Here is a 23,434-nt window from a genome sequence, read left to right as displayed (position 1 = left end):
ACACGGCTAGACGCGAATCAAGAGCACCGGAAATCCGTGTCCATCCGATAGAATCCGTGTTTATCCGTGTTTTGAAGGGACTTGACCGCCGTGCCCCTCCCTCGAGCCCCAAAAACCACCCCCGAAGCCTGGCCCCTTTTGCTTGCGGAGGTCGGTTGCTGCGGCTAGCCTCCGCCGTCGCTTTGCCCGAATGGACTAATTCTTATGATTCGCAAGCCTGCCGCCGCGCTCTCCGCCCTCCTGCTGCTGGGCGCCACCGCCGTCCACGCCGAGAACGCGCAGCTGGCCGAACTCGTGCCGGTCGATCCGCCCGGCCTCTACTACCCGCTGCCCGCGTCGGAACCGCCGCCCCCGCCGCCCGCGCCCGTGAAGACCGGCCCGGCGGCTCTGGAGGACGGCTGGGTTGGCGGCCCCGCCAAGGACAAGGACGGCAAGTTCTCCTACTGCGTCATCGAAGGCCGCTTCGATTCCGGCCATTCCCTGATGATCGCCCGCAACGCGAAGGGCGAGGTGAACCTGGGCGTTGCCATTCCCGGCGCCGAACTGCCGGGCGGGCAGCAGTGGCCGGTCAAGATCTCGGTGGACGGCAAGCTCACCCGCGAGCGCACCGCCGTGGCCCCGCAACCCGACATGCTGGTCGTCCCGAACGGCAAGGACGAGGAGCTGTACTCGGCCCTGACCAACGGCAACGAGCTGACCTTCATCTCCGCCGCCGATCGCATCTCCTTCACCCTGAAGGGGACCAAGAAGATCCTGGCCGATCTGAAGACTTGCGTGGAGAAGTCCGGCAACGTCCCGCCGCTGACCACGGCGACCAAGCCGCCGGCGCCTAAGGAGACCGCCAAGCCCGGCGCGCTGCCGCCCGGCCTGACCGACCTGCTTCTGGCCGCCGGCCTGCGCGAGGTCGAGCCGGTGTCCATGGACAAGATCCCGAAGGAAGAGCGTCCGGCCGACGTCGCCTGGCGCTTCGGCCCGGTGGTCGGCGGCATCCGCGAGCGCGTGGTGGGCGAGGACGCCAAGCTCGCCGATCTGTCCGGCAGCTTTGCCGAGGCCATGAAGAAGCGGTGCGACGGCACCTCAACCATCAGCCTCAACCCGGTCGAGACCGTGTCGGGCGTGTCGCTGCGCACCGGCGCGGTGGACTGCACGATGAAGGACGGCGCGAAGATGCACGTGTCGCTGACCTTCTTCCTGTCGCCGGCCCGCCTGTTCACCGTGCTGTTCCACGAATCCTCCGACACCGACAAGGCGCTGGCCGACAAGGTCCGCGACAACCTTGCCGAGGTTCTGCGCAAGGCCGCCACGGCTCCCGCTCCTGCGGCCCCCGCCCAGACGAGCAAGCCCTAACGGGTAAAGCATACCCCGCGCGCTGGAACCGACCGGCGCGCGGACCGGTTTTCCCGTCATGCCGGACGATGTGACGGGTATCAGAGGCGCCGTGAACCCCACGTGCGCCACGGCCGCCGAGCGGCCTGCGGGGGCGCAGGCCCGGCGGATGCTGCGCGACAGCCCGCTCGGTCTCGTGCTCCTGTCGGGGGTGATCGGGTCGGGCGTCGGCTTGGCCGTGGCCCTGCTGCACGAGGTCGTGGTCTGGGCGCAGGCCACCGCCTTCGCCCTGCCCGAAGGCGAGCAGCTCGGCCAAGCCGTGGTCGGCGACCCCTGGTGGCGCGTGCTGGCGATTCCCGTCCTCGGCGGGCTGGTGCTCGGTCTGCTGGTCAAGCTGGTCCGCCGCTGGCGCCCCAACGACATTGTGGATCCCATCGAGGCGAACGCGCTCTACGGCGGCAAGATGTCGTTGATCGACAGTCTGCGCCTGACGCTTGCCACCATGCTGTCCAACGGCTCCGGCGCTTCGGTGGGGATGGAGGCCGCCTACACCCAGGCCGGATCCAGCATCGCCTCGGCGCTCGGCCAGCATTTGCGGCTGCGCCGGGCGGATCTGCGCACGCTGGTCGGCTGCGGGGCGGCGGCGGCCATCGCGGCGGCCTACGGCGCTCCTCTTGCCGGGGCCTTCTACGCCTTCGAATTGGTGCTGGGCGGCTACACCATCGCCACGCTGGCCCCCATCGGCGCGGCCTCGGTCGCCGCCGTGGCGGTGGCCAATTGGCTGGCCGACCCCGGCATCCCCTTGCTGTTCGACCGCCCGGTCCAGATCGAGGGCTGGGACTACGCCGCCTGCGGAGCCCTGGGTTTCCTGGCCGGCTGGCTCAGCATCGCCGCCATGCAGGCGGTCACGGTGGCCGAGCGTGCCTTCCGCGCGCTGCCCGTTCCGGTCTGGCTGCATCCGGCGCTGGGCGGGCTCTGCGTCGGCCTGTTGGCGCTGGTCGTGCCGCAGGTGATGGGGGCGGCCAGCCCCGACACCGTGCCGGCCTCCCTCACCGGCGGTGCGGCGCTGCTGGCGACCGTGCTGGCGGCGAAGGTCGCGGCCTCGGCCGTGTCGCTGGGTTCCGGCTTCCGGGGCGGGCTGTTCAGCGCCTCCCTGCTGCTGGGCGGCGTCTTCGCCGGCCTGCTCTCGGCCCTTGCCGGCGGCCTGCTGCCGGAGTTCGGGGTGGACCGGAATCTGCTGGTCCTCGTGGGCATGGGCGCGGTGGCTGCCGGCATCATCGGGGCGCCGGTGACCATGGTGCTGCTAGTGCTGGAATCGACGCAGGATTTCTGGGCGGCGTCCGGCGTGCTGATCGGCGTGGCGGTCTCCACCACCATCGTCCGGCAGTTCTTCGGCTACTCCTTCGCCACGTGGCGTTTCCACCTGCGCGGCGTGCCGATCCGGGGTGCCTACGACATCGGCTGGGTCTCGGAACTGACGGCGCTGCGTCTGATGCGCGCCGACGCCAAGACGATCCTGAACACCCAGACGGTGGAGACGCTGCGCCGGCTCTATCCCCTGGGTTCCGCCAAGATGGTCTATGTGGTGGACGGCAACGGCCACTACGGCGGGCTGATCGACATGGACCTGATCCACGACCCGACGCAGGGCGAGGACGGTGCCGACCGGCCGGTGGGCGAACTGGCCCGCCACGCCGGCAGCTTCCTGCTGCCGGGCGACGACGTGCGGACCGTGCTGAACCGCTTCTGCGGCGCGGAGGTGGAGGCTTTGCCCGTCCTGACCGCGCGCGGCGACCGGCGCATCGTCGGCTACGTCACCGAAGCCTACGCCCTGCGCCGCTACAGCCAGGAGCTTGAACGCCGCCGTGGCGAAGAACTGGGCGAGCGCGGCCTTTACGGCGGCGACTGAGCGTCGGTCTCCATCTGCATGTGGATGCCCAGCACCTCGGCGGCGATCTTGGCGACGGAGATGTCCACCGGCGGCGGGGCCACGTTGACGTCCTTCTTCAAAGCCTCGGTCACGATCTCCAGCACCCGCAGGCGGGCGTACCATTTGGAGTTCGCCTCGACCGCCTGCCACGGGGCGTTCTCGGTGGAGGTCTTGTCGAACATGCCCTCGATGGCCTTGACGTAGTCGTCCCAGCGGGCCCGGTTGCGCAGGTCTTCCTCGGTCAGCTTCCAGCGCTTGTAGGGGTTGGACAGCCGCTCGCGGAAGCGTTCCAGCTGCTCCTCCGGCGAGATGTGCATGAAGATCTTGATGATGCGCGCCCCGTCGTCGGTCAGCATCTTCTCGAACTGGTTGATCTCATCGTAGGCGCGCTTCCATTCGTCCTTGGACGCGAAGCCCTCGACCCGCTCCACCAGCACCCGGCCGTACCAGGAACGGTCGAAGATGGCGAAGGAGCCGGGGGCGGGCAGGCGGGTCCAGAAGCGATAGAGGTAGTGCTTGCCCTGCTCGTCCCGCGACGGGGCGCCGATCGGCCAGACGTGGAAGCCGCGCGGGTCGAGCGGCTCGGTCAGGCGGCGGATGCAGCCGCCCTTGCCGGCGGCGTCCCAGCCTTCGAACACGATGATCGCCCGGCGCTTCTCGTGCCAGTAGGTCTGCTGGATGCGCAGCAGCTCCTTCTGGAGCTTGCCGAGTCGGCGCTCGTACTCCTCCTTGCTGTCGAAGTGCGCCGCCTTCATGTCGAGCTTGTCGAGGCGAATCTTGCCGTTGCCGTTGGCCATGCTGGTCCTTCCACAATTTTGCGGTCGCGGAACCTTCGCGCCGTCCTGGGGTTGAGCGCGTGCGCCCCGCCGAGCCTCCGTTGCGCCCCCTGGGTTGTCAACCGGCCAAGGCGTCGCGCGCCGCAGCCGACCCATGAGGAGCCCCGATGGCCACCGCCGGACCGCGCATCTACAACCTGTTTCCCACCCTGATCGGTCCGGTGCGCGACTGGGCCGGACACCTGCCGCGCATCCAGGGCATGGGGTTCGACTGGGTGTTCCTGAACCCGATCCATTACCCCGGCTTCTCCGGCAGCCTCTACGCCGTGAAGGACTATTACCGGCTGCACGACCGCCTTCAGGGCGGCGCGCCGGAGCACCCGGACGAGCTGCTGCGCGGCTTCATCGCCGAGGCGCGGCGGCACGGCCAGTCGGTCATGCTGGACCTCGTCATCAACCACACCTCCAAGGACGCGCTGCTGGCCGGGGAGCATCCGGACTGGTACCGGCGCGACGGCAATGGGGAGCTTTACAGCCCGCGCGCCGTGGACCCGGTGGACCCGTCGCTGGTCACGGTGTGGGGCGACCTCGCCATGCTCGACTACGACAAGGCGGAGGCGCGGGCGGGACTGATCGACTATTGGACCCATTACCTGCGCCACTGCATCGGGCTGGGCGTGAAGGGCTTCCGCTGCGACGCCGCCTACCAGATCCCGGCGGAGATCTGGAAGACGCTGATCGACCGCTCCCGCGAGGTCGATCCGGAGGTCAAGTTCTTCGCCGAGACGCTGGGCTGCACGGTGGAGCAGGTCCGCGACCTGTGCGGTGCCGGCTTCGACTTCCTGTTCAACTCCGCCAAATGGTGGGACTTCAAGGCCGACTGGCTGCTGGACCAGTATGAGGAATACCGCTGGATCGCCCCCAGCATCGCCTTTCCGGAAAGCCATGACACCGACCGTCTCGCGGCCGAGGTCGGCAGCCAGGACACCGAGCGTCTGGCCCGGCACCTGAAGATGCACTACCTGTTCACGGCCAGCTTCTCGACCGGCGTCATGATGCCGGTCGGCTTCGAATACGGCTTCACCCGCAAGCTCGACGTGGTCAACACCACGCCCGAGGACTGGGAGCAGCCGAAGCTCGACCTCACCGGCTTCATCGGCAAGGTCAACGCCATGAAGGCGGAGACGCCGGCCCTGAACGTCGAGGGGCCGCAGCGCCGCGTCACCTCGCCCCACAACCCGGTCGTTGGCCTGATCCGCAGCACCGATGGCTGGGCCAACGGGGCGGGGGAGGGCTGCGCCGTGATGGTCATCAATCCCGACGAGGGCCAGCCGCACCCCATCGACCCCGGCCCGCTGCTGGCGGAGACCGGCGGCACCTTCAGCGACTTCGAGGACGTGACGCCGGAGGCCGAACCGCTGCCCTTCGACCCCGGCCAGACCATCCGCCTGCGCCCGCTGGAGCTGCGCGTCTTCCGCGCCCGCCAGCAGCAGCGCCGGCCCATCGAGCTGAACCACTTAGGCGAGCAGGGGCCGCAGCACGACAAGGACTCCCGCGCTTGGATGGACGAATTGGCCGCCCGCCGCGTGACCATCGAGAACGTCTATCCGGAGATCGATTCCGGCCGCTTCCCGGTCAAGCGGGTGGTCGGCGACCTGATGGACGTGTGGGCGGACATCTACACCGACGGCACCTTCGTCCTGTCCGCCGTCGTCACCTACCGCCCGGTGGACGAGGAGGCGTGGCGCGAAGTCCCCATGACCCTCTTCGAGAACGACCGCTGGGTCGGCAAGGTGCCGCTGACCCGCAACACCCGCTACGTCTACACCGTGCTGGCGTGGCGCGACGTGTGGGAAAGCTGGCGCGCCGACTTCAAGAAGAAGTTCGACGCCGGCCTGGACGTCAGCCTCGAACTGGTCGAGGGCCGCCGCTTCGTCGAACACGCCGTGGGCATGAACGAGGGCGAGGGCCGCGCCGCGCTGGAACGCGTGGTCGAGCGGATGAACACCCTCCAGGGCAAGGACCTGACCGACTACGCCCTGTCCGACGAGCCACGGCAGATCATGCACAAGTACGGGGAGCGCCAGTATCTCTCCCGCTACGGCTGCGAGCTTGAGGTCTATGTGGACCGCACCGCCGCCCGCTATTCCGCGTGGTTCGAGATCTTCCCGCGCTCCGCCTCGCCCGACCCGTCGCGGCCGGGCACCTTCGACGATGTGTCGAACATGCTGCCCTTCATCCGGGACATGGGCTTCGACGTTCTGTACTTCCCGCCGATCCACCCCATCGGCCGCAGCTTCCGCAAGGGCCGGAACAACACGCTGAACCCCGGCCCGGACGATCCCGGCGTGCCTTACGCCATCGGTGCCGACGAGGGCGGGCACACCGACATCGACCCGATGATCGGCGACTTCGACGGATTCCGCCGCCTCGTGAAGGAGGCCAAACGCCACGGCATCGAAATCGCGCTGGACTTCGCCGTGCAATGCTCCCCCGACCACCCGTGGATCAAGGAGCATCCGCAGTGGTTCTACTGGCGCCCGGACGGCACGATCCGCTACGCCGAGAACCCGCCGAAGAAGTACCAGGACATCGTCAACGTCAGCTTCTACCGCGAATCCTACCCGGATTTGTGGTACGCGCTGCGCGATGTCGTCCTGTTCTGGTGTGACGAGGGTGTCCGCATTTTCCGCGTCGACAACCCGCACACCAAGCCTTTCCCCTTCTGGGAATGGATGATCCGCGAGGTGCAGGACCGCTACCCCGACGCCCTTTTCCTGGCCGAGGCCTTCACCCGGCCGAAGCTGATGCGCCGCCTCGCCAAGATCGGCTTCACGCAGTCCTACAGCTACTTTACCTGGCGCAACACCAAGGCGGAGTTGACCGAGTACCTGACGGAGCTGACCCAGGGCGAGTCCAAGGACTACATGCAGCCCAACTTCTTCGCCAACACGCCGGACATCCTGCCGCCGATCCTGGTCCACGGCGGGCGGCCCGCGCACATGATGCGCGCGGTGCTGGCGGCGACGCTGTCCAGCACCTACGGCCTCTACACCCCCTACTTCGTGTGCGAGGCCGACCCGTACCCCGGCAAGGAAGAGTACAACCACTCCGAAAAGTACGAGGTCCGGCACTGGGACTGGAACAAGCCCGGCAACATCGTCGAGTACATCACCAAGCTGAACGAAATCCGCCGCGAGAACCCGGCGCTGCATCGCTTTACGAACCTGCGCTTCTACAACGCTTTCGACGACAACATCCTGCTCTACGGCAAGATGACGGAGGCGAAGGACAACATCATCCTGATCGCCGTGAACCTCGACCCGCACAACGGCCACGGCGGCACCATCGAGGTTCCGCTGTGGGAGCTTGGCTTGCCCGACGGCGCCCACGTCCAGGTGGAGGATCTGTTCAGCGGCCACCGCTTCACCTGGATCGGCAAGTTCCAGCACGTCTGGCTCGACCCGCAGCAGAATCCCGCCGCCATCTGGCGTATCAAGCCACCGGGGGCGTGAGCGGGCATTTTCTCCCTCTCCCCTCCGGGGGAGAGGGAATCCACATGCAGCCGGCGCCATCTCATGGTGTGAAGGGAACTTGCTCGTCGGCGCAGCCATTGGGCAAGCAAACGAGCAAAAAACAACTTTTCTTCTTCATTGCCCCCCAATTCCTATGAGACTATCCAGCCCCGCAGGTCAGGCCCCGAACCATTGGGTGCGCGCGCCTTGACGGGCGAAGTGCGGGGATGATCGCGCAGGAAAGGCCAGCGGGCGTTTCTCTGGATCGTCTTTCCACAAAACCAATACTCTCCGCCTTTTCATCAAGGATCATCATGCGCGGTTTCGGCGTTCTTGCGGTTGTTTCCCTTATTCTCGCCGGTTGTCAGACGAGTGGCTCGGGCGGTTCATCCGCCACCGCCACGGTGGTCGGGCCTGCGCCGCAGCTTCCGCCGTCGCACCTGCGTTGCCCCAAGGACGGGACCATCTTCGCGACCTCGCAAGGGGAGGTTCGCTTCGAGGACTCCGAAGGCGCGCTCTGCAAGGCCGAGGCTCGCAGCCGGGAAATCAACACCATCTACGGCTTGCTGCCGGCTCCGGAGCGCGCACAGTGGGCCTCCAGCAAGCGGCACCTGGAGGAAGGAGCCAAGGCCCTGGGAGAGCTGGTGTTGCAGGTCGGCAAGAGCGTCTCCTACGCCAGCATCGGCGGTCTCGACTGCCAGAAATGCATGTGGGAAAACACCTTCACCGTTGAGCGGACCGAGCGGATTCAGATCCGTGCCGGCGTCTTCGATACTTTCGTCATTCGCTGGAACCAGGCCAGCGGCGGCTTCGAACGGGATGTCTGGTACTGGTATGCGCCCGACGTCGGTTTCCCCGTGAAGCGGGCAGCCCAAATTCATCGCGGCGGCGCCGGCGGTGACGTTAGACCTTACGAAGCCAAGAAGATCGTCGTTCCGAACAACTGATGCGCGCGGTTGGGGAGCCGCACCCACAGCACCCCAGCGCCGAGCGTCAGCCGACCTTCTCCGCCTGCCGCGCCCAGGCCGGATAGCGCAGGCTCAGCATGTGCTCGCGGTCGTTCATGTCCAGCACGGGTCGGCGCACGGTCGGGTCGGCGCGCATGGCGTCCTCGCCGGCCATGTGCACGATGCCCAGGCGGCGGTTCGGCAGATAGTATTCGACCAGTTCGTTCGTTTCCGGATCGAAGCGCCAGGGGCCGATGTAGTTGCACCATTCCGGCAGCAGCTCGATGGGCAGCCCGTCCAGATAGACCGCGCCGGCCATCGCCAGCTGGTCGGAGGTGAACAGCCGGCCCTTCTTCAGCACCCGCGCCTGCCAGCGCTGGAACGCCTCCCAATGTGGGGCGTCGGATTTCAGCGCGTAGGCGCCCGCGTTCAGCGTCGGCCGGGTGGCCAGCGCGCGGCATTCCGCCGTCGTCAGGCCGGCGCGGCTGGCATTCTTGTAGAGGATGGAGCGCACTCGCGCGAACGGCCCGAACAGCCAGTTGAGGCGCAGCTCCGTCTCGGCGAAGCGGCCGAACTGGGCGACGATGGCGAAACGGCCGGTCGCCGCACCCCGGCGCAGCAGCTCGATGGCTTCCCAGTCCTGCACCCAGGCGTCGGCGTCGATCCAGATCACCGTGTCGTAGCCCGGGAAGTAGGTCGGCAGGTGCAGCTTGGCGAGGTTGGCCTTCAGGTGGATGCGGTTGCGCAGCCGGTGCGCCGGAATGTCCACCGGCCAGGGCGGGGTGACGACCTTCACGCCGTCCGCCTTCAGTTCTGCCTTCTGCTCGTCGGTCAGGCCGGCGTCCACCACACCGACCGGGCATTCTCCAGCGGCATTCAGGGAGGCGGGTTTTAGGGCGCGCAGCGAGGCGATCAACTCCCGGATCAGCGGGCAGTAGCGGGAATCCCCGCCGGTGACGATGATGAAGGAGCCAAGCGGGGCCATGGGTTCTTGCGCTCCGGCAGCCTGATCGGAAGGGTTTGCCCTCGAACCTGGACGGGGCACATATCGAAAGTCAAGGAGACCGCGACCGCCTCTGCCGAAAGGCTGGTTTTTGTCCCAAATCGGCGATAAACAGGTACCACCTTTCGTTTTGGTTCGACCTTCAGGTGCATGTTGAAGTACCGGCTCGACGACGAGGCGTCGCTGTGCTCGATCGAGATCCTGGCCGAGGCGGTCGATCTCGTCTGCGTGCAGGGTGTGCTGGAACTGCGCATGCTGCGCAACGCGTTGCGCGAGGCGGCGGCCAACCCGTCGAACGAGGCGATCAAGACCGCATTCGCCATGTTTTCGCGCGTGGACCGCGACTACCGCCGCCGCATCGCGCATGAGGCGCTGACCCTGGCGAACCGGCAGCGGGGCCGCTACGCGCCGAGGCCGCGAGTCTTCCGGCGGGCGAAGGTGGGGTAGCGGAGCGCCGGGCCTCTGCCGAAAGGGATTCTTCCTTCGAAGGTGTGGATGGTACGCTTCGCTATGCAACTTCGCTGGCTGTTCGTTGTTGTCCGATGCGACCCACCATCACCGTCGCGAAAGCGCAAAGCCCCATGATCGATCGGCAGGACCGGCTCTGGTACAAGGACGCGGTCATCTACCAGCTCCACGTCAAGGCGTTCTTCGACGCCGACAACGATGGCATCGGCGACATCGCCGGGCTGACGCAGAAGCTCGACTACATTCAGGAGCTGGGCGTCACCACGCTGTGGCTGTTGCCCTTCTATCCCTCGCCCTTGCGCGACGACGGATACGACATCGCCGACTACAAGGCGGTCAATCCGTCCTACGGCAACGTGCAGGACTTCAAACGCTTCCTGCGCGAATGCCACGACCGGGGCCTGCGAGTGATCACGGAGCTGGTCATCAACCACACCTCCGACCAGCACCCCTGGTTCCAGCGGGCGCGGCTGGCCAAGCCCGGATCGAACCACCGCAACTATTACGTCTGGTCGGATACCGATCAGAAATACCAGGGCACGCGCATCATCTTCTGCGACACGGAAAAGTCCAACTGGACCTGGGATCCGGAGGCGCAGGCGTATTTCTGGCACCGCTTCTACTCGCACCAGCCCGACCTGAACTTCGACAACCCGAAGGTCCTTCAGGAGGTGCTGAACGTCATGCGCTTCTGGCTGGACATGGGGGTGGACGGGCTGCGGCTCGACGCCGTGCCCTACCTGAAGGAGCGCGAGGGCACCAACAACGAGAACCTGCCGGAAACGCACGACGTCCTGAAGCAGATCCGCGCGGAGATCGACAAGGGCTACGCCGACCGCATGCTGCTGGCCGAGGCCAACCAATGGCCGGAGGACGTGCTGCCCTATTTCGGCGACCTGGAGAAGGGCGGGGACGAATGCCACATGGCCTTCCACTTCCCGCTCATGCCGCGCATCTACATGGCCGTCGCCATGGAGGACCGGCACCCCATCGCCGACATCATGCGGCAGACCCCGGACATCCCCGACCCCTGCCAGTGGGCCATCTTCCTGCGCAACCATGACGAGCTGACGCTGGAGATGGTCACCGACAAGGAGCGGGACTATCTCTGGGACTTCTACGCGACCGACCGGCGGATGCGCATCAACCTGGGCATCCGGCGACGCCTCGCCCCGTTGCTGCAGAACGACCGCCGCAAGATCGAGCTGCTGAACAGCCTGCTGATGTCGATGCCGGGCACGCCGGTGCTCTACTACGGCGACGAAATCGGGATGGGCGACAACATCTACCTGGGCGACCGCGACGGCGTGCGCACGCCCATGCAGTGGTCACCCGACCGCAACGGCGGCTTCTCCCGCGCCGACCCGGCGCGGCTCTACCTGCCGGCGATCCAGGACCCGATCTACGGCTTCCAGGCGGTGAACGTGGAGGCGCAGGCGCGCAACCCGTCGTCGCTGCTGAACTGGATGAAGCGCCTGATCGCCGTGCGCAAGCAGCAGAAGGCCTTTGGGCGCGGCGCCTTCCACCTGCTCTATCCCGGCAACCGCAAGATCCTGGCCTATCTGCGCTGTTTCGAAGAGGACGGCCGGGCCGAGATCATCATGTGCGTGGCGAACCTGTCGCGCTCGGCCCAGGCGGTGGAACTGGACCTGAAGCAGTTCCGCGGCCGCGTGCCGGTGGAGATGCTGGGCCGCACCGTCTTCCCGCCCATCGGCGATCTGCCCTATCTGCTGACCCTGCCGGCCTACGGCTTCTACTGGTTCGCGCTGGCCGCCGAGGCCGAGCTGCCGGCCTGGCACGAGACGACGCCGGAGCCGGTGCCCGACCTGCTGACCGTGGTGGTGCGCGACGGCTGGCACAGCCTGATCACCGGCCGCGCGCAGGCGGAACTGGCGCGCGACATCCTGCAGGCCTTCCTGCCCAACCAGCGCTGGTTCGCCGCCAAGGACCGCCGCATCGACAGCGCGCATGTCCCGCTGTGGGCGCAGATGAAGGGGCCGGGCGACGGCTTCATGCTGGTCGTCACCGACGTGCAGCTGGCCGGCGGCGGGACGCAGTCCTACTTCCTGCCCCTGGCGATGAGCTGGGAGGAGAACGCCGGCGGCGCCGGCTGGCCGATGCTGCCCTACACGCTGGCCAAGGCGCGGCGCGGGCCGCGCACCGGCGCGATCTTCGACGCCGTGCAGACCGACGCCTTCGCGCTCGGCCTTCTGGACGCGCTGCGTGCCGGGCGGGAGCTTCAGGCCTCCCACGGCACCCTGCGCTTCGCGCCCACCGCACGCATGTCCGAGCTGACCCTGTCGGAGGAACCGGAGGTCCGCCGCCTGGGCGTCGAGCAGAGCAACAACTCCGTCCTCGTCGATTCGCAGGTTGTCCTGAAGGTGTTCCGCCGCCTGACCTCCGGCGCTCATCCGGAGCTGGAGGTGGGCCGCTTCCTGACCGAGGTGGTCGCCTTCCCCAACACGCCGCCGCTGCTGGGAATGGTGGAGCACATCGCCGAGGACGGCACGCCGACCGCGCTGGCCGTGGTGCAGACCTTCATCCGCAACCAGGGCGACGGCTGGTCCAGCACCGTCGATTCACTGCTGCGCGAGCTGGAGGACATCCGCCTTGGCCTCGCCAGCACCGCCGAGGAAACGGCGAGCGGGGAGACCTTCGGCATCCATCTCGCCATGATGGCGACGCTGGGGCAGCGCACGGCGGAACTGCACCGCGCCCTCGCCCAGACCACCGGCGACCCGGCCTTCGATCCGGAGCCGGTGACGGACGACGACCTGAAGGGTTGGGTCGCCTCCGTCCGTCGTCAGGCCGAGGCCGCCTTCGAATGCCTGCCCGGCGCGCTCGACCGCATGGCTCCGGCGGTGCGCGAACAGGCCGAAGGGCTTCTCGCCCGCCGCGCCGAGGTGATGGAGCGGCTGTCCGAACTCGCCGACCTTCCGGTGGCGGCGATGAAGACGCGCATCCACGGCGACTATCACCTGGGGCAGGTGCTGCGCGCGCAGAACGACTGGTACATCATCGACTTCGAAGGTGAGCCGGCCAAGACGCTGGAGGAACGCCGCGCCAAGCACAGCCCCCTGCGCGACGTGGCGGGAATGCTGCGCTCCTTCAACTACGCGGCCTGGGCGGCGCTGTTCCGCCTGGACGAGACGGGCGAGCCGGCCTCTCCGGCCGTGCTGGAGGCCGCCCGCGATTGGGAGCGCCGCAGCGTGCAGAGCTTCCTCGACGCCTACCATGCCGCCATCGGCGACTGCCCCAGCGTGCCCCAGGACGAGGCCGCCGGCCGCCGCCTGCTGTCCCTGTTCCTGATGGAAAAGGCTCTTTACGAGATCCATTACGAGGCGGCCCACCGCCCGAACTGGATCGGCATTCCCGTCAAGGGCGTGCTGGGCCTTCTGGACGAGGCGCTCTAAAGCCCTTCTCCCCTGTGTGGGAGAAGGGTTGGGATGAGGGGGCGGCCGTCAGGCCGGAGAGAATTCGCTGTGCCAGCGTTTACCCCTCACCCCACTCCCTCTCCCACAAGGGGAGAGGGCTTTGAAACGGTAGGGACATATGTCCGCACCCCCATGGTGTGACAAACGCCATGGCGGTATGTTCACGCCTAAAATGAGAAGTGGGCAGGGGAAAGGTCAGCCGATGCCGAACGACATCCGCAAGGGGATCAAGGCCGAGGAGCAGAGGTCGTCGTCGCTGCGCGGCGGGATCGAGGCGATCGTCCGCGCCGACCACGGCGACCCCTTCGCGATCCTGGGCATGCACCAGGACGGGCCGGACGCGCCGGTCGAGGTCCGCGTCTTCATCCCCGGCGCGCGGCGCGTCTGGGTGGTCGACAGCGCCACCGGTGAACCGGCGGGCGAGGCCGAGCAGGTCCATGATGAGGGCTTCTTCGTCGCCACCCTGCGCGACCGCAAGCAGCGCTTCCGCTACCGCCTGCGCGTCGAATACCCGCTGACGACCCTGGAGTTCGAGGACGCCTACCGGTTCGGCAACGTGCTGGGCGAACTGGACATCCACCTGCTGGCCGAGGGCACGCACCTCAAGAGCTATGAGCGCCTTGGCGCCCACCCGCGCGAGATCGACGGGGTGCCGGGCGTGGCCTTCGCCGTCTGGGCGCCGAACGCCCGGCGGGTCAGCGTCGTCGGCGACTTCTGCGACTGGGACGGCCGCCGCCTGCCGATGCGCAAGCGCGTCGAGGCCGGCGTGTGGGAGATCTTCGTCCCCCACGCCAAGATCGGCGAGCGCTACAAGTACGAAATCAAGGGCGCCGGCGGCGACCTGCTGCCGCTGAAGTCCGACCCCTACGCCTTCATGGCGGAGATGCGTCCGCTCACCGCCTCCGTCGTGCACGGCCTGACCAAGTACGAGTGGCAGGACCAGGACTGGGTGCGGACGCGCGCCAACTGCGCCGACCTGACCGCGCCCATCTCGATCTACGAGGTCCACTTGGGCTCCTGGGCGCGGGTGCCGGAGGAGGGCAACCGCTATCTGACCTACGGCGAGCTGGCCGAGCGGCTGGTCCCCTACGTCAAGGAACTGGGCTTCACCCACATCGAGATGCTGCCGATCACCGAGCATCCCTTCGACGGCTCCTGGGGCTACCAGCCGATCGGGCTGTACGCGCCGACCAGCCGCCACGGCACGCCGGACGAGTTCAAGCAGTTCGTGGACGCCTGCCACAAGGCCGGCATCGGCGTGCTGCTGGACTGGGTGCCGGGGCATTTCCCGACCGACCCGCACGGGCTCGGCTGGTTCGACGGCACGCACCTGTACGAGCACGCCGACCCGCGCCAGGGCTATCACCAGGACTGGAACACGCTGATCTACAATTTCGGCCGGACGGAGGTGCAGAACTTCCTGCTCGGCAACGCGCTGTTCTGGATGGACCAGTACCGGCTGGATGGGCTGCGCGTGGACGCCGTGGCCTCCATGCTCTATCTCGACTACAGCCGCAAGGCGGGGGAGTGGATTCCCAACCAGTTCGGCGGGCGCGAGAACCTGGAGTCCATCGCCTTCCTGAAGCGCATGAACGAGCTGACCTACGGGCACCACCAGGGCATCATGACGGTGGCGGAGGAGTCCACCGCGTGGCCGGCGGTGTCGCGGCCCGTGTATCTCGGCGGCCTGGGCTTCGGCTACAAATGGAACATGGGCTGGATGCACGACACGCTCCAGTACATGTCGAAGGACCCGATCCACCGCCGCTACCACCACCACCACCTGACCTTCGGGCTGCTCTACCAGTTCTCGGAAAACTTCGTGCTGCCGCTGAGCCATGACGAGGTGGTGCACGGCAAGGGATCGCTCATCAACAAGATGCCGGGCGACGACTGGCAGAAGTTCGCCAACCTGCGCGCCTACTACGGCTTCATGTTCGCGCATCCCGGCAAGAAGCTGCTGTTCATGGGCGGCGAGTTCGCCCAGTGGCGCGAATGGAGCGAGGACCGCAGCCTCGACTGGCACCTGCTGGAAGAGCCGCTGCACAAGGGCCTCCACACCCTCGTCCGCGACCTGAACCGCATGTACCGTTCGCTGAAGCCGCTGCACCAGACCGACTGCGACCCGGCCGGTTTCGAGTGGATCGAGGCCAACGACAGCGACAACTCCGTCCTGGCCTTCCTGCGCAAGGAAAAGGACGACCCGGATCACCACGTCGTCGTGGTCTGCAACTTTACGCCGCTCCCGCGTCATGACTACCGCGTCGGCGTGTCGCTGCCGGGCCACTACGCGGAGGTGCTGAACACCGACGCCGGCGAATACGGCGGCAGTGGAGTCGGCAACGGCGGCGGGGTGGTGTCGGAGGAGATCTCCTGGCACGGCCGCCCGCACTCCCTGAACCTGACGCTGCCGCCGCTGGGCGTGGTGGTGCTGGAGCGGAAAGGATAGGGCCACCCGCCAAGTCAACCGCGTGAGAGGCAGCATCCGGGATGATCGCATGGGGAAATCGCGCTCCGTCGATGAGACGGCCGTCGTCCCCGTGCGGGCGCATAGGTGCTTACGTAAGCAGATTAAGGCGTATCCGTGCTGCAACCACCCTCTCTCGCCGTCATCCCCGCGCAGGCGGGGATCCAGATAACTTCGCACGGAAGTGCCTGTGTGCCCTGGATTCCCGCCTTCGCGGGAATGACGAATTGAGGGATGGCGGGCTCCGCGAAGGACGGACGCTGTTTGCAGAGATCAGCGCAAAAACAATCCAACCACTTCCAGAACTTAGCCCCGTTCCCCGGACAGCCATGCCCGCGACCGGGAACATCCACCCCGCGACTCCCTGCCGCGATGAGATGCTTTGGCGTGATCGCCTTGGGCGCTGCCGCGCTTGACGTGCCACGCGTGCCTCTCCTTTATTGCAGCAGGCGCACGGTCGCTGCGGTTATCCCGCGTGCCGTGCCCGTTCCGTCCCTTTCGCCATCCCGTCCGATGAGCGTGCCTGTGGGGAGTCTCCCCTGATGCCCACCTTCGCCGCCCCGCGCACGGCCGTCTGGCCCGGAAAGCCCTATCCGCTGGGCGCCAACTGGGACGGGTTCGGCGTCAACTTCGCCCTGTTCTCCGCCCACGCGGAGAAGGTGGAACTGTGCCTGTTCGACAAGACCGGCCAGCGGGAGATCGAGCGAATCGTCCTGCCCGAACACACCGACGAGGTGTGGCACGGCTATCTGCCCGACGCCCGGCCGGGCCTCCTGTACGGCTACCGCGTCCACGGCCCCTACGACCCGGCGGCGGGGCACCGCTTCAACCCCAACAAGCTGCTGCTTGATCCCTACGCCAAGGCGCTGTTCGGGCCGTTCAAGTGGTCGGACGCCCATTACGGCTACCGCGTCGGCTCGACGCGCGAGGATCTGTCCTTCGACCGGCGCGACAACGCGCGCGGCATGCCGAAATGCCGGGTGGTGGACCGGGCCTTCACCTGGGGCAATGACCGGCACCCGCTGGTTCCCTGGTCGGACACGGTGATCTATGAGACGCATGTGCGCGGCTTCACCATGCGCCATCCGGAGGTGCCGGCCCCCCTGCGCGGCACCTTCGCCGGCATGTCCACCCACGCGGTGATCGATTACCTGAAGGCGCTGGGCATCACGTCGGTCGAACTGCTGCCCGTGCAATCCTTCGTGGACGAGCGGCATCTGGCGGCGCATGGCCTGCGCAACTACTGGGGCTACAACACCATCGGCTTCTTCGCGCCCGAGCCGCGCTATATGACCACCGGCGTCCTGTCGGAGTTCAAGACCATGGTCGCCCGCCTGCACGAGGCGGGGATCGAGGTCATCCTGGACGTGGTCTACAACCACACGGGCGAGGGCAACCACCTCGGCCCCACCCTGTCCTTCAAGGGCATCGACAACCTCAGCTACTACCGGCTGCTGCCCGACAACCCGCGCTTCTACATCAACGACACCGGCACCGGAAACACGCTGAACCTCAGCCACCCGCGCGTCCTGCAGATGGTCATGGACAGTCTGCGCTATTGGGTGACGGAGATGCATGTGGACGGGTTCCGCTTCGACCTCGCCACCGTGCTGGCGCGGGAGAGCTACGGCTTCGACCCCGGTTCGGGCTTCCTCGACGCGGTGCGGCAGGACCCGGCACTGGCCGACGTGAAGCTGATCGCGGAGCCATGGGACGTCGGCCCCGGCGGCTATCAGGTCGGCAACTTCCCGCCGGGCTGGGCGGAATGGAACGATCGCTACCGCGACACCGTGCGCCGCTACTGGCGCGGCGACGAGGGCATGCTGCCGGAACTGGCCGGGCGCATCGCCGGCTCCAGCGATCTGTTCGAGAAGCGCGGGCGGCGGGCATGGTCGTCGGTGAACTTCGTGACCGCCCACGACGGCTTCACGCTGAACGACGTCGTCTCCTACAACGACAAGCACAATCAGGCGAACGGCGAGGACAACCGCGACGGCCATTCCGCCAACCACTCCTGGAACCACGGGGTGGAGGGGGAGACGAGCGATCCCGCCGTCAAGGCGTTGCGCGCCCGGCAGCGGCGCAACCAGCTGGCGACCCTGTTCCTGTCGCAGGGCACGCCGATGATGCTGGCCGGCGACGAGATCGGCCACAGCCAGAAGGGCAACAACAACGCCTATTGCCAGGACAACGAGGTTTCCTGGCTGGACTGGACGAAGCGGCAGGGCGACGGCCACGACCTGCTGGCCTTCGTCAAGCGGCTGATCGCGCTGCGCAAGGCGCATCCGGTGCTGCGCCGCCCGGTCTTCCTGCACGGTCGCCAAACCTCGGCCAACGGGCTGAAGGACATCGTGTGGTTCACCCCGCAGGGCGTGGAGAAGGCGGCCGAGCACTGGCGCAACACCCACGCGCGCTGCATCGCCCTGCTGCTGAACGGGCACGCGGGATCCTACACCGGGGCGGACGGCGCGCCCCAGGACGACGGCGTTCTGCTGATCGTGCTGAACGCCCACACCGACACGGTGAACGTCACGCTGCCCGACGTGGCGCCGGACGCGCGCGGCTGGCGTTGCGTGTTGGACACCCGCGTGCCGGACGGGGCGGGGGACGAGCGCATGCAGCTTGCCGGGCGGTCCATCCCGGTGGACGGGCGCACGGCGCTGGTCTTTGTGCTCGTGGAATCGCCCGAGCGTTGACGGTTGTCGGTGAGCGGCGCCCGCCGCTTGTGCTAAGGTCGCCTCCGGAGCAGCCCGCCCTTCGGAAGTGATCATGCCCGAATATGACTTCTCCCTGGTCGACGCCGCGATCATCGACACCCAGCACAACACGCTGCGCGTCTTCCGCGACGTGCTGTCGCGCCTGGGCCTGAAGCGGGTGGAGACCTACGGGTCGGTCAAGCAGGCGGCCGACATGATGAACAGCACCACCCCCGACCTGATCCTGGTGGACGCCGACGGGGAGGAGGCGGAGACGCTGAAGCTCGTCCGCACGCTGCGCAACGAGCCCGGCACGCGCAATCCCTACGCCTGTCTGGTCGTGACGACGTGGCAGCCGACGCCGGTGCTGCTGATGCGCGTCACCAACTGCGGCGCCGACGACCTGCTGGTGAAGCCGGTCTCGCCCAAGCAGGTGCAGGACCGCATCACCACCCTGATCGAGGCGCGCAAGAAGTTCGTGGTGACCGCCGACTACACCGGCCCCGACCGCCGCAAGTCGCCGCGCGACGGCACCCAGGTGCCGCTGCTGGACGCGCCGAACACGCTGCGCCTGAAGGCGACTAACCGCTGGGCGCACACCAACACCCGCCAGCTGATGGCCGAGGCCAACAGCTTCGTGAACGAGCAGAAGCTGCTGCGCGCCAGCATCCAGATCGCCTTCCTGATCGAATTCGCCGTCCCCGGACTGTCCGCCCCGGTGCCGGAGCGCATGGCGGTGGAGCATCTGGCCCGCGTCCCCGGCTTCCTTGACGATCTGCAGCGCCGCATTGCCGACAGCGGCGAACCGGCGGCCATCGAGGCCACCGCGAATTCCCTGAAAATGCTGGTCGAGCGCCTGCGCTCCCAAGCCGAATCCGGCACCATCGCCGTCGAGGAGGTGGAGCGCGTCCAGGGCCTCGCCCGCGATCTGATGCAGGCGGTCGATCCCAACCGTCCCCTGGACTCAATGACCGGCGAGGTGTCCGTCGCCGTCGCCGGCTACCGCGCCCGCCTGGAGCAGATGGCCCAAGCCAAAGCGGCTGCGGCCGCTGCGGCGGAAGGGGCGGAAGCGCCGAAGGCAGCCGCGGCGGAGTAGCCACCCCCTTCATTATACCGAAGACGCCGGATCAACCGCCCGCCCGCGCTGTTGTCAGCGTGCCCGGTGCTCCACCCTGAACGAAAGTTTCGAATGTTCGGGACTGGACGGGAGAGCGCCGACGCGCGATCTTCCCGGCCGGGCGATTCCCGTCCGCCAACACCGAACCACCCGCGGGGACCGTGCATGAGCGCTCTCGACCGGCTTGCCGAATTGGTCGGCATCGAGCCCTTCTATCATGACATCTGGGGCAACCGGCGGGACACCTCGGACGCGACCAAGCGGGCGCTGATCGCCGCCATGGGCCTGCCCAGCGGCAGCGACGCGGAGGTCGAAGCCAGCCTGCGTGCGGTGGAGGAGCGGGCGTGGCGGCGCATGCTGCCGCCCGTGGTCGTGCTGGACGAAGGCGCGCCGCTGACCCTGTCCATCGCCGTCCCGGCCGGGCTGGAGGACGCCGACCTGTATTGGACCCTGGCCGAGGAATCGGGTGCCGCCCACCGGGCGTCCCTGACGCTGGGCAAGTTACCGCTCGCCGAGACGGCGGTGCTGGACGGGGTGGCCTACGAGCGGCGCACGGTCGCCACCGCGCTGCCGGCCACCCTGCCGCTCGGCTATCACCGCTTGTCGGTGGAGATCCGCCCGCGCGGTGTCGGCGGTTCGCTGGAAGGCTCCACCACCCTGATCGTGGCGCCCGAGCGCTGCCTGACGGTGGAGGAGGCGGTTCCCGGCGGCAGGACCTGGGGCATCGGCCTGCAACTCTATGCGCTGAAGAGCGGCGACGACTGGGGCATCGGCGATTTCGACGACCTCGGCCGCTTCGCGGAGATCGCCGGCGGGCTCGGCGCCGGGCTGGTCGGGCTGAACCCGCTGCACGCGCTGTTCCCGGCCGACCCCAACCACATCGGCCCCTATTCGCCGTCCAGCCGCAGTTTCCTCAACATCCTCTACATCGACGTGGAGCGGGTGTCCGAACTGGCCGGCACGCCGGACGCGCAGGCGCTGATCGCCTCGGACGACTACCGCAACCGCCTGTCCACCGCCCGCGCGGCCGAACTGGTGGACTATCCGGCGGTGTCGGCGCTGAAGCTGCCAGTGCTGGAGGCGCTGCACGCCACCTTCCGCGCGCTCCCCGAATCCGACGCGCGCCGCCAGGCCTTCGAGGCGTTCCGCCGCGAGATGGGGGAGGGGCTGCGCCGCCACGCGACCTTCGAGGCGCTGCACGAGCATTTCTACCGCCGGGATCCGGGCCTGTGGATGTGGCGCAACTGGCCGCCGGCCTTCCACGACCCGAACAGCCCGGAGGTCCAGGCCTTCGTCGCCGAAAACGCCGCCCGCGTGGACTTCTTCGAATACCTTCAGTGGGAGGCCGACCGCCAGCTGGGCGCGGCGGCGGAGCGCGGTCGCAAGGCCGGGCTCTCCATCGGCTTCTACCGCGACCTCGCCGTGGCGGCGCATCCCGGCGGGGCGGCGGCCTGGGCGGATTCGGGCATTCTGGTGCAGGGTGCCAACGTCGGCGCGCCGCCGGACCAGTTCAACATGAAGGGCCAGAACTGGGGCCTCTCCCCGCTGTCGCCGGTCGGCCTGCGCGAGAGCGCCTACGCCAGCTTCGTCGCCATGCTGCGCGCCAACATGCGCCACGCCGGCGCGCTGCGCATCGACCACGTCATGGCGTTGCAGCACCTGTTCTGGATCCCGGAGGACGGCAGCGACGGCGCCTATGTCGAATACCCGATGCACGAGTTGCTGCGCATCATCGCCCTGGAAAGCCGTCGCAACCGCTGCATCGTCATCGGCGAGGATCTGGGCACCGTGCCGGAGGGCTTCCGCCCGGCCATGGAGCGCGCCGGCATCCTCAGCTACCGCGTGCTGTATTTCGAGCGCGGGCCGGACGGCGGCTTCAAGGCCCCGCAGGACTATCCCGTGGAGTCCATGGTCACGGTGACCACCCACGACCTCGCCACCTTCAAAGGCTTCTGGACCGGCAACGACCTGGATTGGCGCCGACGCCTCGACCTCTATCCGGACCAGGGGGCGCTGGACAAGGATGCCTGGGATCGCGGCGTGGACCGCTGGCGGTTGCTTCAGGCTCTGTCCGCGCAAGGTCTGAAGCCCGCCAGCTACCCGACCGACGAGGGGTCCCAGCCCTTCTCGCGCGAACTGGCGGAGGCGGTGCACCGCTACCTCGCCCGCTCGCCGGGGCGCATCGCCATGGTGCAGATCGAAGACGCGCTGGGCGAGGTCGAGCAGCCGAACCTGCCCGGCACGGTGGACCAGCACCCGAACTGGCGCCGCCGCCTGGGCCTGTCCCTGGAGGCGATGGCTGGCGACGAAGGCGTTCGCGCGCTGGCCGCCGCCGTTCGCACCGAGCGGTAATGGCCACGAAAAACGCAATATCTACTCAGTAAAAGCGGTTTTCCGGCCGGGTGTTCTTGCTTAGACTTCCGGTCACCGACCACGGGAAGGGTGTCTTGCGCCCGCCCGTAAGGGCGCCGAAGACGGAGGGGAACAATGAAGGGCGATCCGAAGATCATTCGTCATCTCAACACGATTCTGACGAATGAGCTGACGGCGGTTAATCAGTATTTCCTGCACGCCCGCATGCTGAAAAGCTGGGGGCTGAAGCGGATCGCGCACAAGGTCTACGAGGAGTCGATCGGCGAGATGAAGCACGCCGACAAGCTCATCGAGCGCATCCTGTTCCTGGAAGGGCTGCCCAATCTTCAGGACCTGCACAAGCTGAAGATCGGCGAGGACCTGCCGGAGATGTTCACCGCCGACCTCGGCATCGAGAGCCACAACCGCGGCAATCTGCTCGACGCCATCGCCGAATGCGAAGCGGTTCGCGACTATGAGAGCCGCGAGATCTTCGAAGACATTCTGCACGACACCGAGGAGCATATCGACTGGCTGGAAACCCAGCTCGACCTGATCCAGCGCGTCGGCCTGACCGCCTACCAGCAGGAGCAGATCTACGGGGACGACTGAACGGTCGTTGTTTAATACCAACTCCCAATGAGGCCAACTCATTGGGAGTTGGTATCGGCGGCGACTGCCGCCGCGCGGGCACATGCCCGCGGAGCCAAGCGAGCGGACGCTCGCGCCGGCGATTGAGGCCCGGTGATCGGTTCCGATCACCGGGATTTGGTATAAGGCCGCTTACACGCTGACCCGGCTCACCATGGCCGCGCCGCTGTCGGGACCGGCATCGGCGCGGCGATAGGCCTGGATGGCCGCCGGCCAGGGTTCGATGTGCAGGCCGGCGCCCATCGCGTCCTGGTGGATGCTCTGCGCGATGAAGGGGGCGCTTGGCGTCGCGGTCATCGGGACGGGGCCCGGCGTGACCGGCCCGTCCTGCTCCTTGTCCTTGAGCGAAAAGCCCCCGGACGACTCGGAGCGTCGCGCGCGGCGCTCGCTCGTCTCGTCCAGTTCCGCCCGTTTGCTGCCCTTCAGCGCGTCGTCGGTCGCCTCGACGCCGTCGAACCGCTTGCGCTCCTGCTCGCCGGGAATGCGGCGGATCGGCTGCACGGCAATGGCTTCGCTGGCCAGCATCTGCCGCAGCTTGCCGAGCCCGGACGGGCTTTGCAGGCTCATGGGCGAGGGGAGGGCGGGGATGCTGGACACTGGCGGATGTCGGCCGGTTGCGGGTTGCGGATGTTACGACGATACAGCTTACCAGGGAAACGGTTCTCGAAAACTTAAAATGTCGGATAAATGCTATAGAGTGGGGCGGGCTCATCCGGCCGCTCATTGGAATGCCTAAGGTTTATCCTTAATAC

At 67.5% G+C, this 23,434-nt stretch carries 14 protein-coding genes; 11 read left to right on the top strand and 3 right to left on the bottom strand.

Going from position 1 to position 23,434, the window contains the following annotated elements:
• Window positions 1-204: 204 nt before the first annotated feature.
• Both J2852_RS01530 and J2852_RS01525 read left to right on the top strand, forming a co-directional pair.
• Window positions 205-1,347, top strand: a complete 1,143-nt coding sequence (locus J2852_RS01530; protein ID WP_209869850.1) for a hypothetical protein — start codon at window positions 205-207, stop codon at window positions 1,345-1,347.
• Window positions 1,348-1,438: 91 nt separating this feature from the next.
• Window positions 1,439-3,235 (top strand): chloride channel protein, encoded by a 1,797-nt coding sequence (locus J2852_RS01525; protein WP_343206655.1) that lies wholly within the window; start codon window positions 1,439-1,441, stop codon window positions 3,233-3,235.
• Here J2852_RS01525 and J2852_RS01520 read toward each other — a convergent pair.
• Window positions 3,220-4,053: a polyphosphate kinase 2 family protein gene (locus tag J2852_RS01520; protein ID WP_209869843.1), complete on the bottom strand. Its 834-nt coding sequence runs from the start codon at window positions 4,051-4,053 to the stop codon at window positions 3,220-3,222. The two genes, J2852_RS01525 and J2852_RS01520, sit on opposite strands and share 16 nt — an antisense overlap.
• A 146-nt stretch (window positions 4,054-4,199) precedes the next feature.
• Between J2852_RS01520 and J2852_RS01515 the strand changes: the two genes are divergently transcribed.
• Together J2852_RS01515 and J2852_RS01510 are read left to right on the top strand one after the other, a co-directional pair.
• The gene (locus tag J2852_RS01515; protein ID WP_209869840.1) at window positions 4,200-7,547 is read left to right on the top strand and encodes a maltotransferase domain-containing protein; all 3,348 of its coding nucleotides are present in this window, start codon (window positions 4,200-4,202) and stop codon (window positions 7,545-7,547) included.
• Window positions 7,548-7,774: 227 nt separating this feature from the next.
• On the top strand, window positions 7,775-8,494 hold the full coding sequence (locus J2852_RS01510) for a hypothetical protein (protein ID WP_209869837.1): 720 nt from the start codon (window positions 7,775-7,777) through the stop codon (window positions 8,492-8,494).
• A gap of 46 nt (window positions 8,495-8,540) precedes the next feature.
• Here J2852_RS01510 and J2852_RS01505 read toward each other — a convergent pair whose 3' ends face one another.
• Window positions 8,541-9,479 (bottom strand): glycosyltransferase family protein, encoded by a 939-nt coding sequence (locus J2852_RS01505; protein ID WP_209869835.1) that lies wholly within the window; start codon window positions 9,477-9,479, stop codon window positions 8,541-8,543.
• Between the two features lie 168 nt (window positions 9,480-9,647).
• Between J2852_RS01505 and J2852_RS01500 the strand changes: the two genes are divergently transcribed.
• From J2852_RS01500 to bfr, 7 genes are all read left to right on the top strand, one after another.
• A complete protein-coding gene (locus J2852_RS01500) occupies window positions 9,648-9,944 on the top strand; it encodes a hypothetical protein (protein ID WP_209869832.1) in 297 nt (98 codons plus the stop codon).
• A gap of 134 nt (window positions 9,945-10,078) precedes the next feature.
• Complete coding sequence (treS, locus tag J2852_RS01495) at window positions 10,079-13,378, top strand: maltose alpha-D-glucosyltransferase (protein WP_209869830.1); 3,300 nt, start codon at window positions 10,079-10,081, stop codon at window positions 13,376-13,378.
• A 223-nt stretch (window positions 13,379-13,601) separates the two neighbouring features.
• A complete protein-coding gene (gene glgB / locus J2852_RS01490) occupies window positions 13,602-15,848 on the top strand; it encodes a 1,4-alpha-glucan branching protein GlgB (RefSeq protein ID WP_209869827.1) in 2,247 nt (748 codons plus the stop codon).
• A 560-nt stretch (window positions 15,849-16,408) separates the two neighbouring features.
• Complete coding sequence (gene glgX, locus J2852_RS01485) at window positions 16,409-18,562, top strand: glycogen debranching protein GlgX (RefSeq protein WP_209869824.1); 2,154 nt, start codon at window positions 16,409-16,411, stop codon at window positions 18,560-18,562.
• A 73-nt stretch (window positions 18,563-18,635) separates the two neighbouring features.
• The gene (locus J2852_RS01480) at window positions 18,636-19,658 is read left to right on the top strand and encodes a response regulator (protein WP_209869821.1); all 1,023 of its coding nucleotides are present in this window, start codon (window positions 18,636-18,638) and stop codon (window positions 19,656-19,658) included.
• Window positions 19,659-19,844: 186 nt separating this feature from the next.
• Entirely contained in the window at window positions 19,845-22,031 is a 2,187-nt protein-coding gene (gene malQ, locus J2852_RS01475) for a 4-alpha-glucanotransferase (protein ID WP_209869818.1), read from the top strand.
• 135 nt (window positions 22,032-22,166) lie between these two features.
• Window positions 22,167-22,643 carry a bacterioferritin gene (bfr, locus tag J2852_RS01470; protein ID WP_209869815.1) on the top strand — a complete coding sequence of 159 codons (477 nt, stop codon included), beginning with the start codon at window positions 22,167-22,169 and terminating at the stop codon, window positions 22,641-22,643.
• 171 nt (window positions 22,644-22,814) lie between these two features.
• Here the strand turns inward: bfr and J2852_RS01465 are convergent, their stop codons facing one another.
• Entirely contained in the window at window positions 22,815-23,279 is a 465-nt protein-coding gene (locus J2852_RS01465) for a hypothetical protein (protein ID WP_343206654.1), read from the bottom strand.
• Window positions 23,280-23,434 lie beyond the last annotated feature (155 nt).

Origin of the sequence: Azospirillum soli, assembly GCF_017876165.1 — a bacterium.
GTDB lineage: Bacteria > Pseudomonadota > Alphaproteobacteria > Azospirillales > Azospirillaceae > Azospirillum > Azospirillum soli.
The sequence above is the reverse complement of the archived record's forward strand: the minus strand, read 5'-3'. Positions and strand labels throughout refer to the sequence as shown.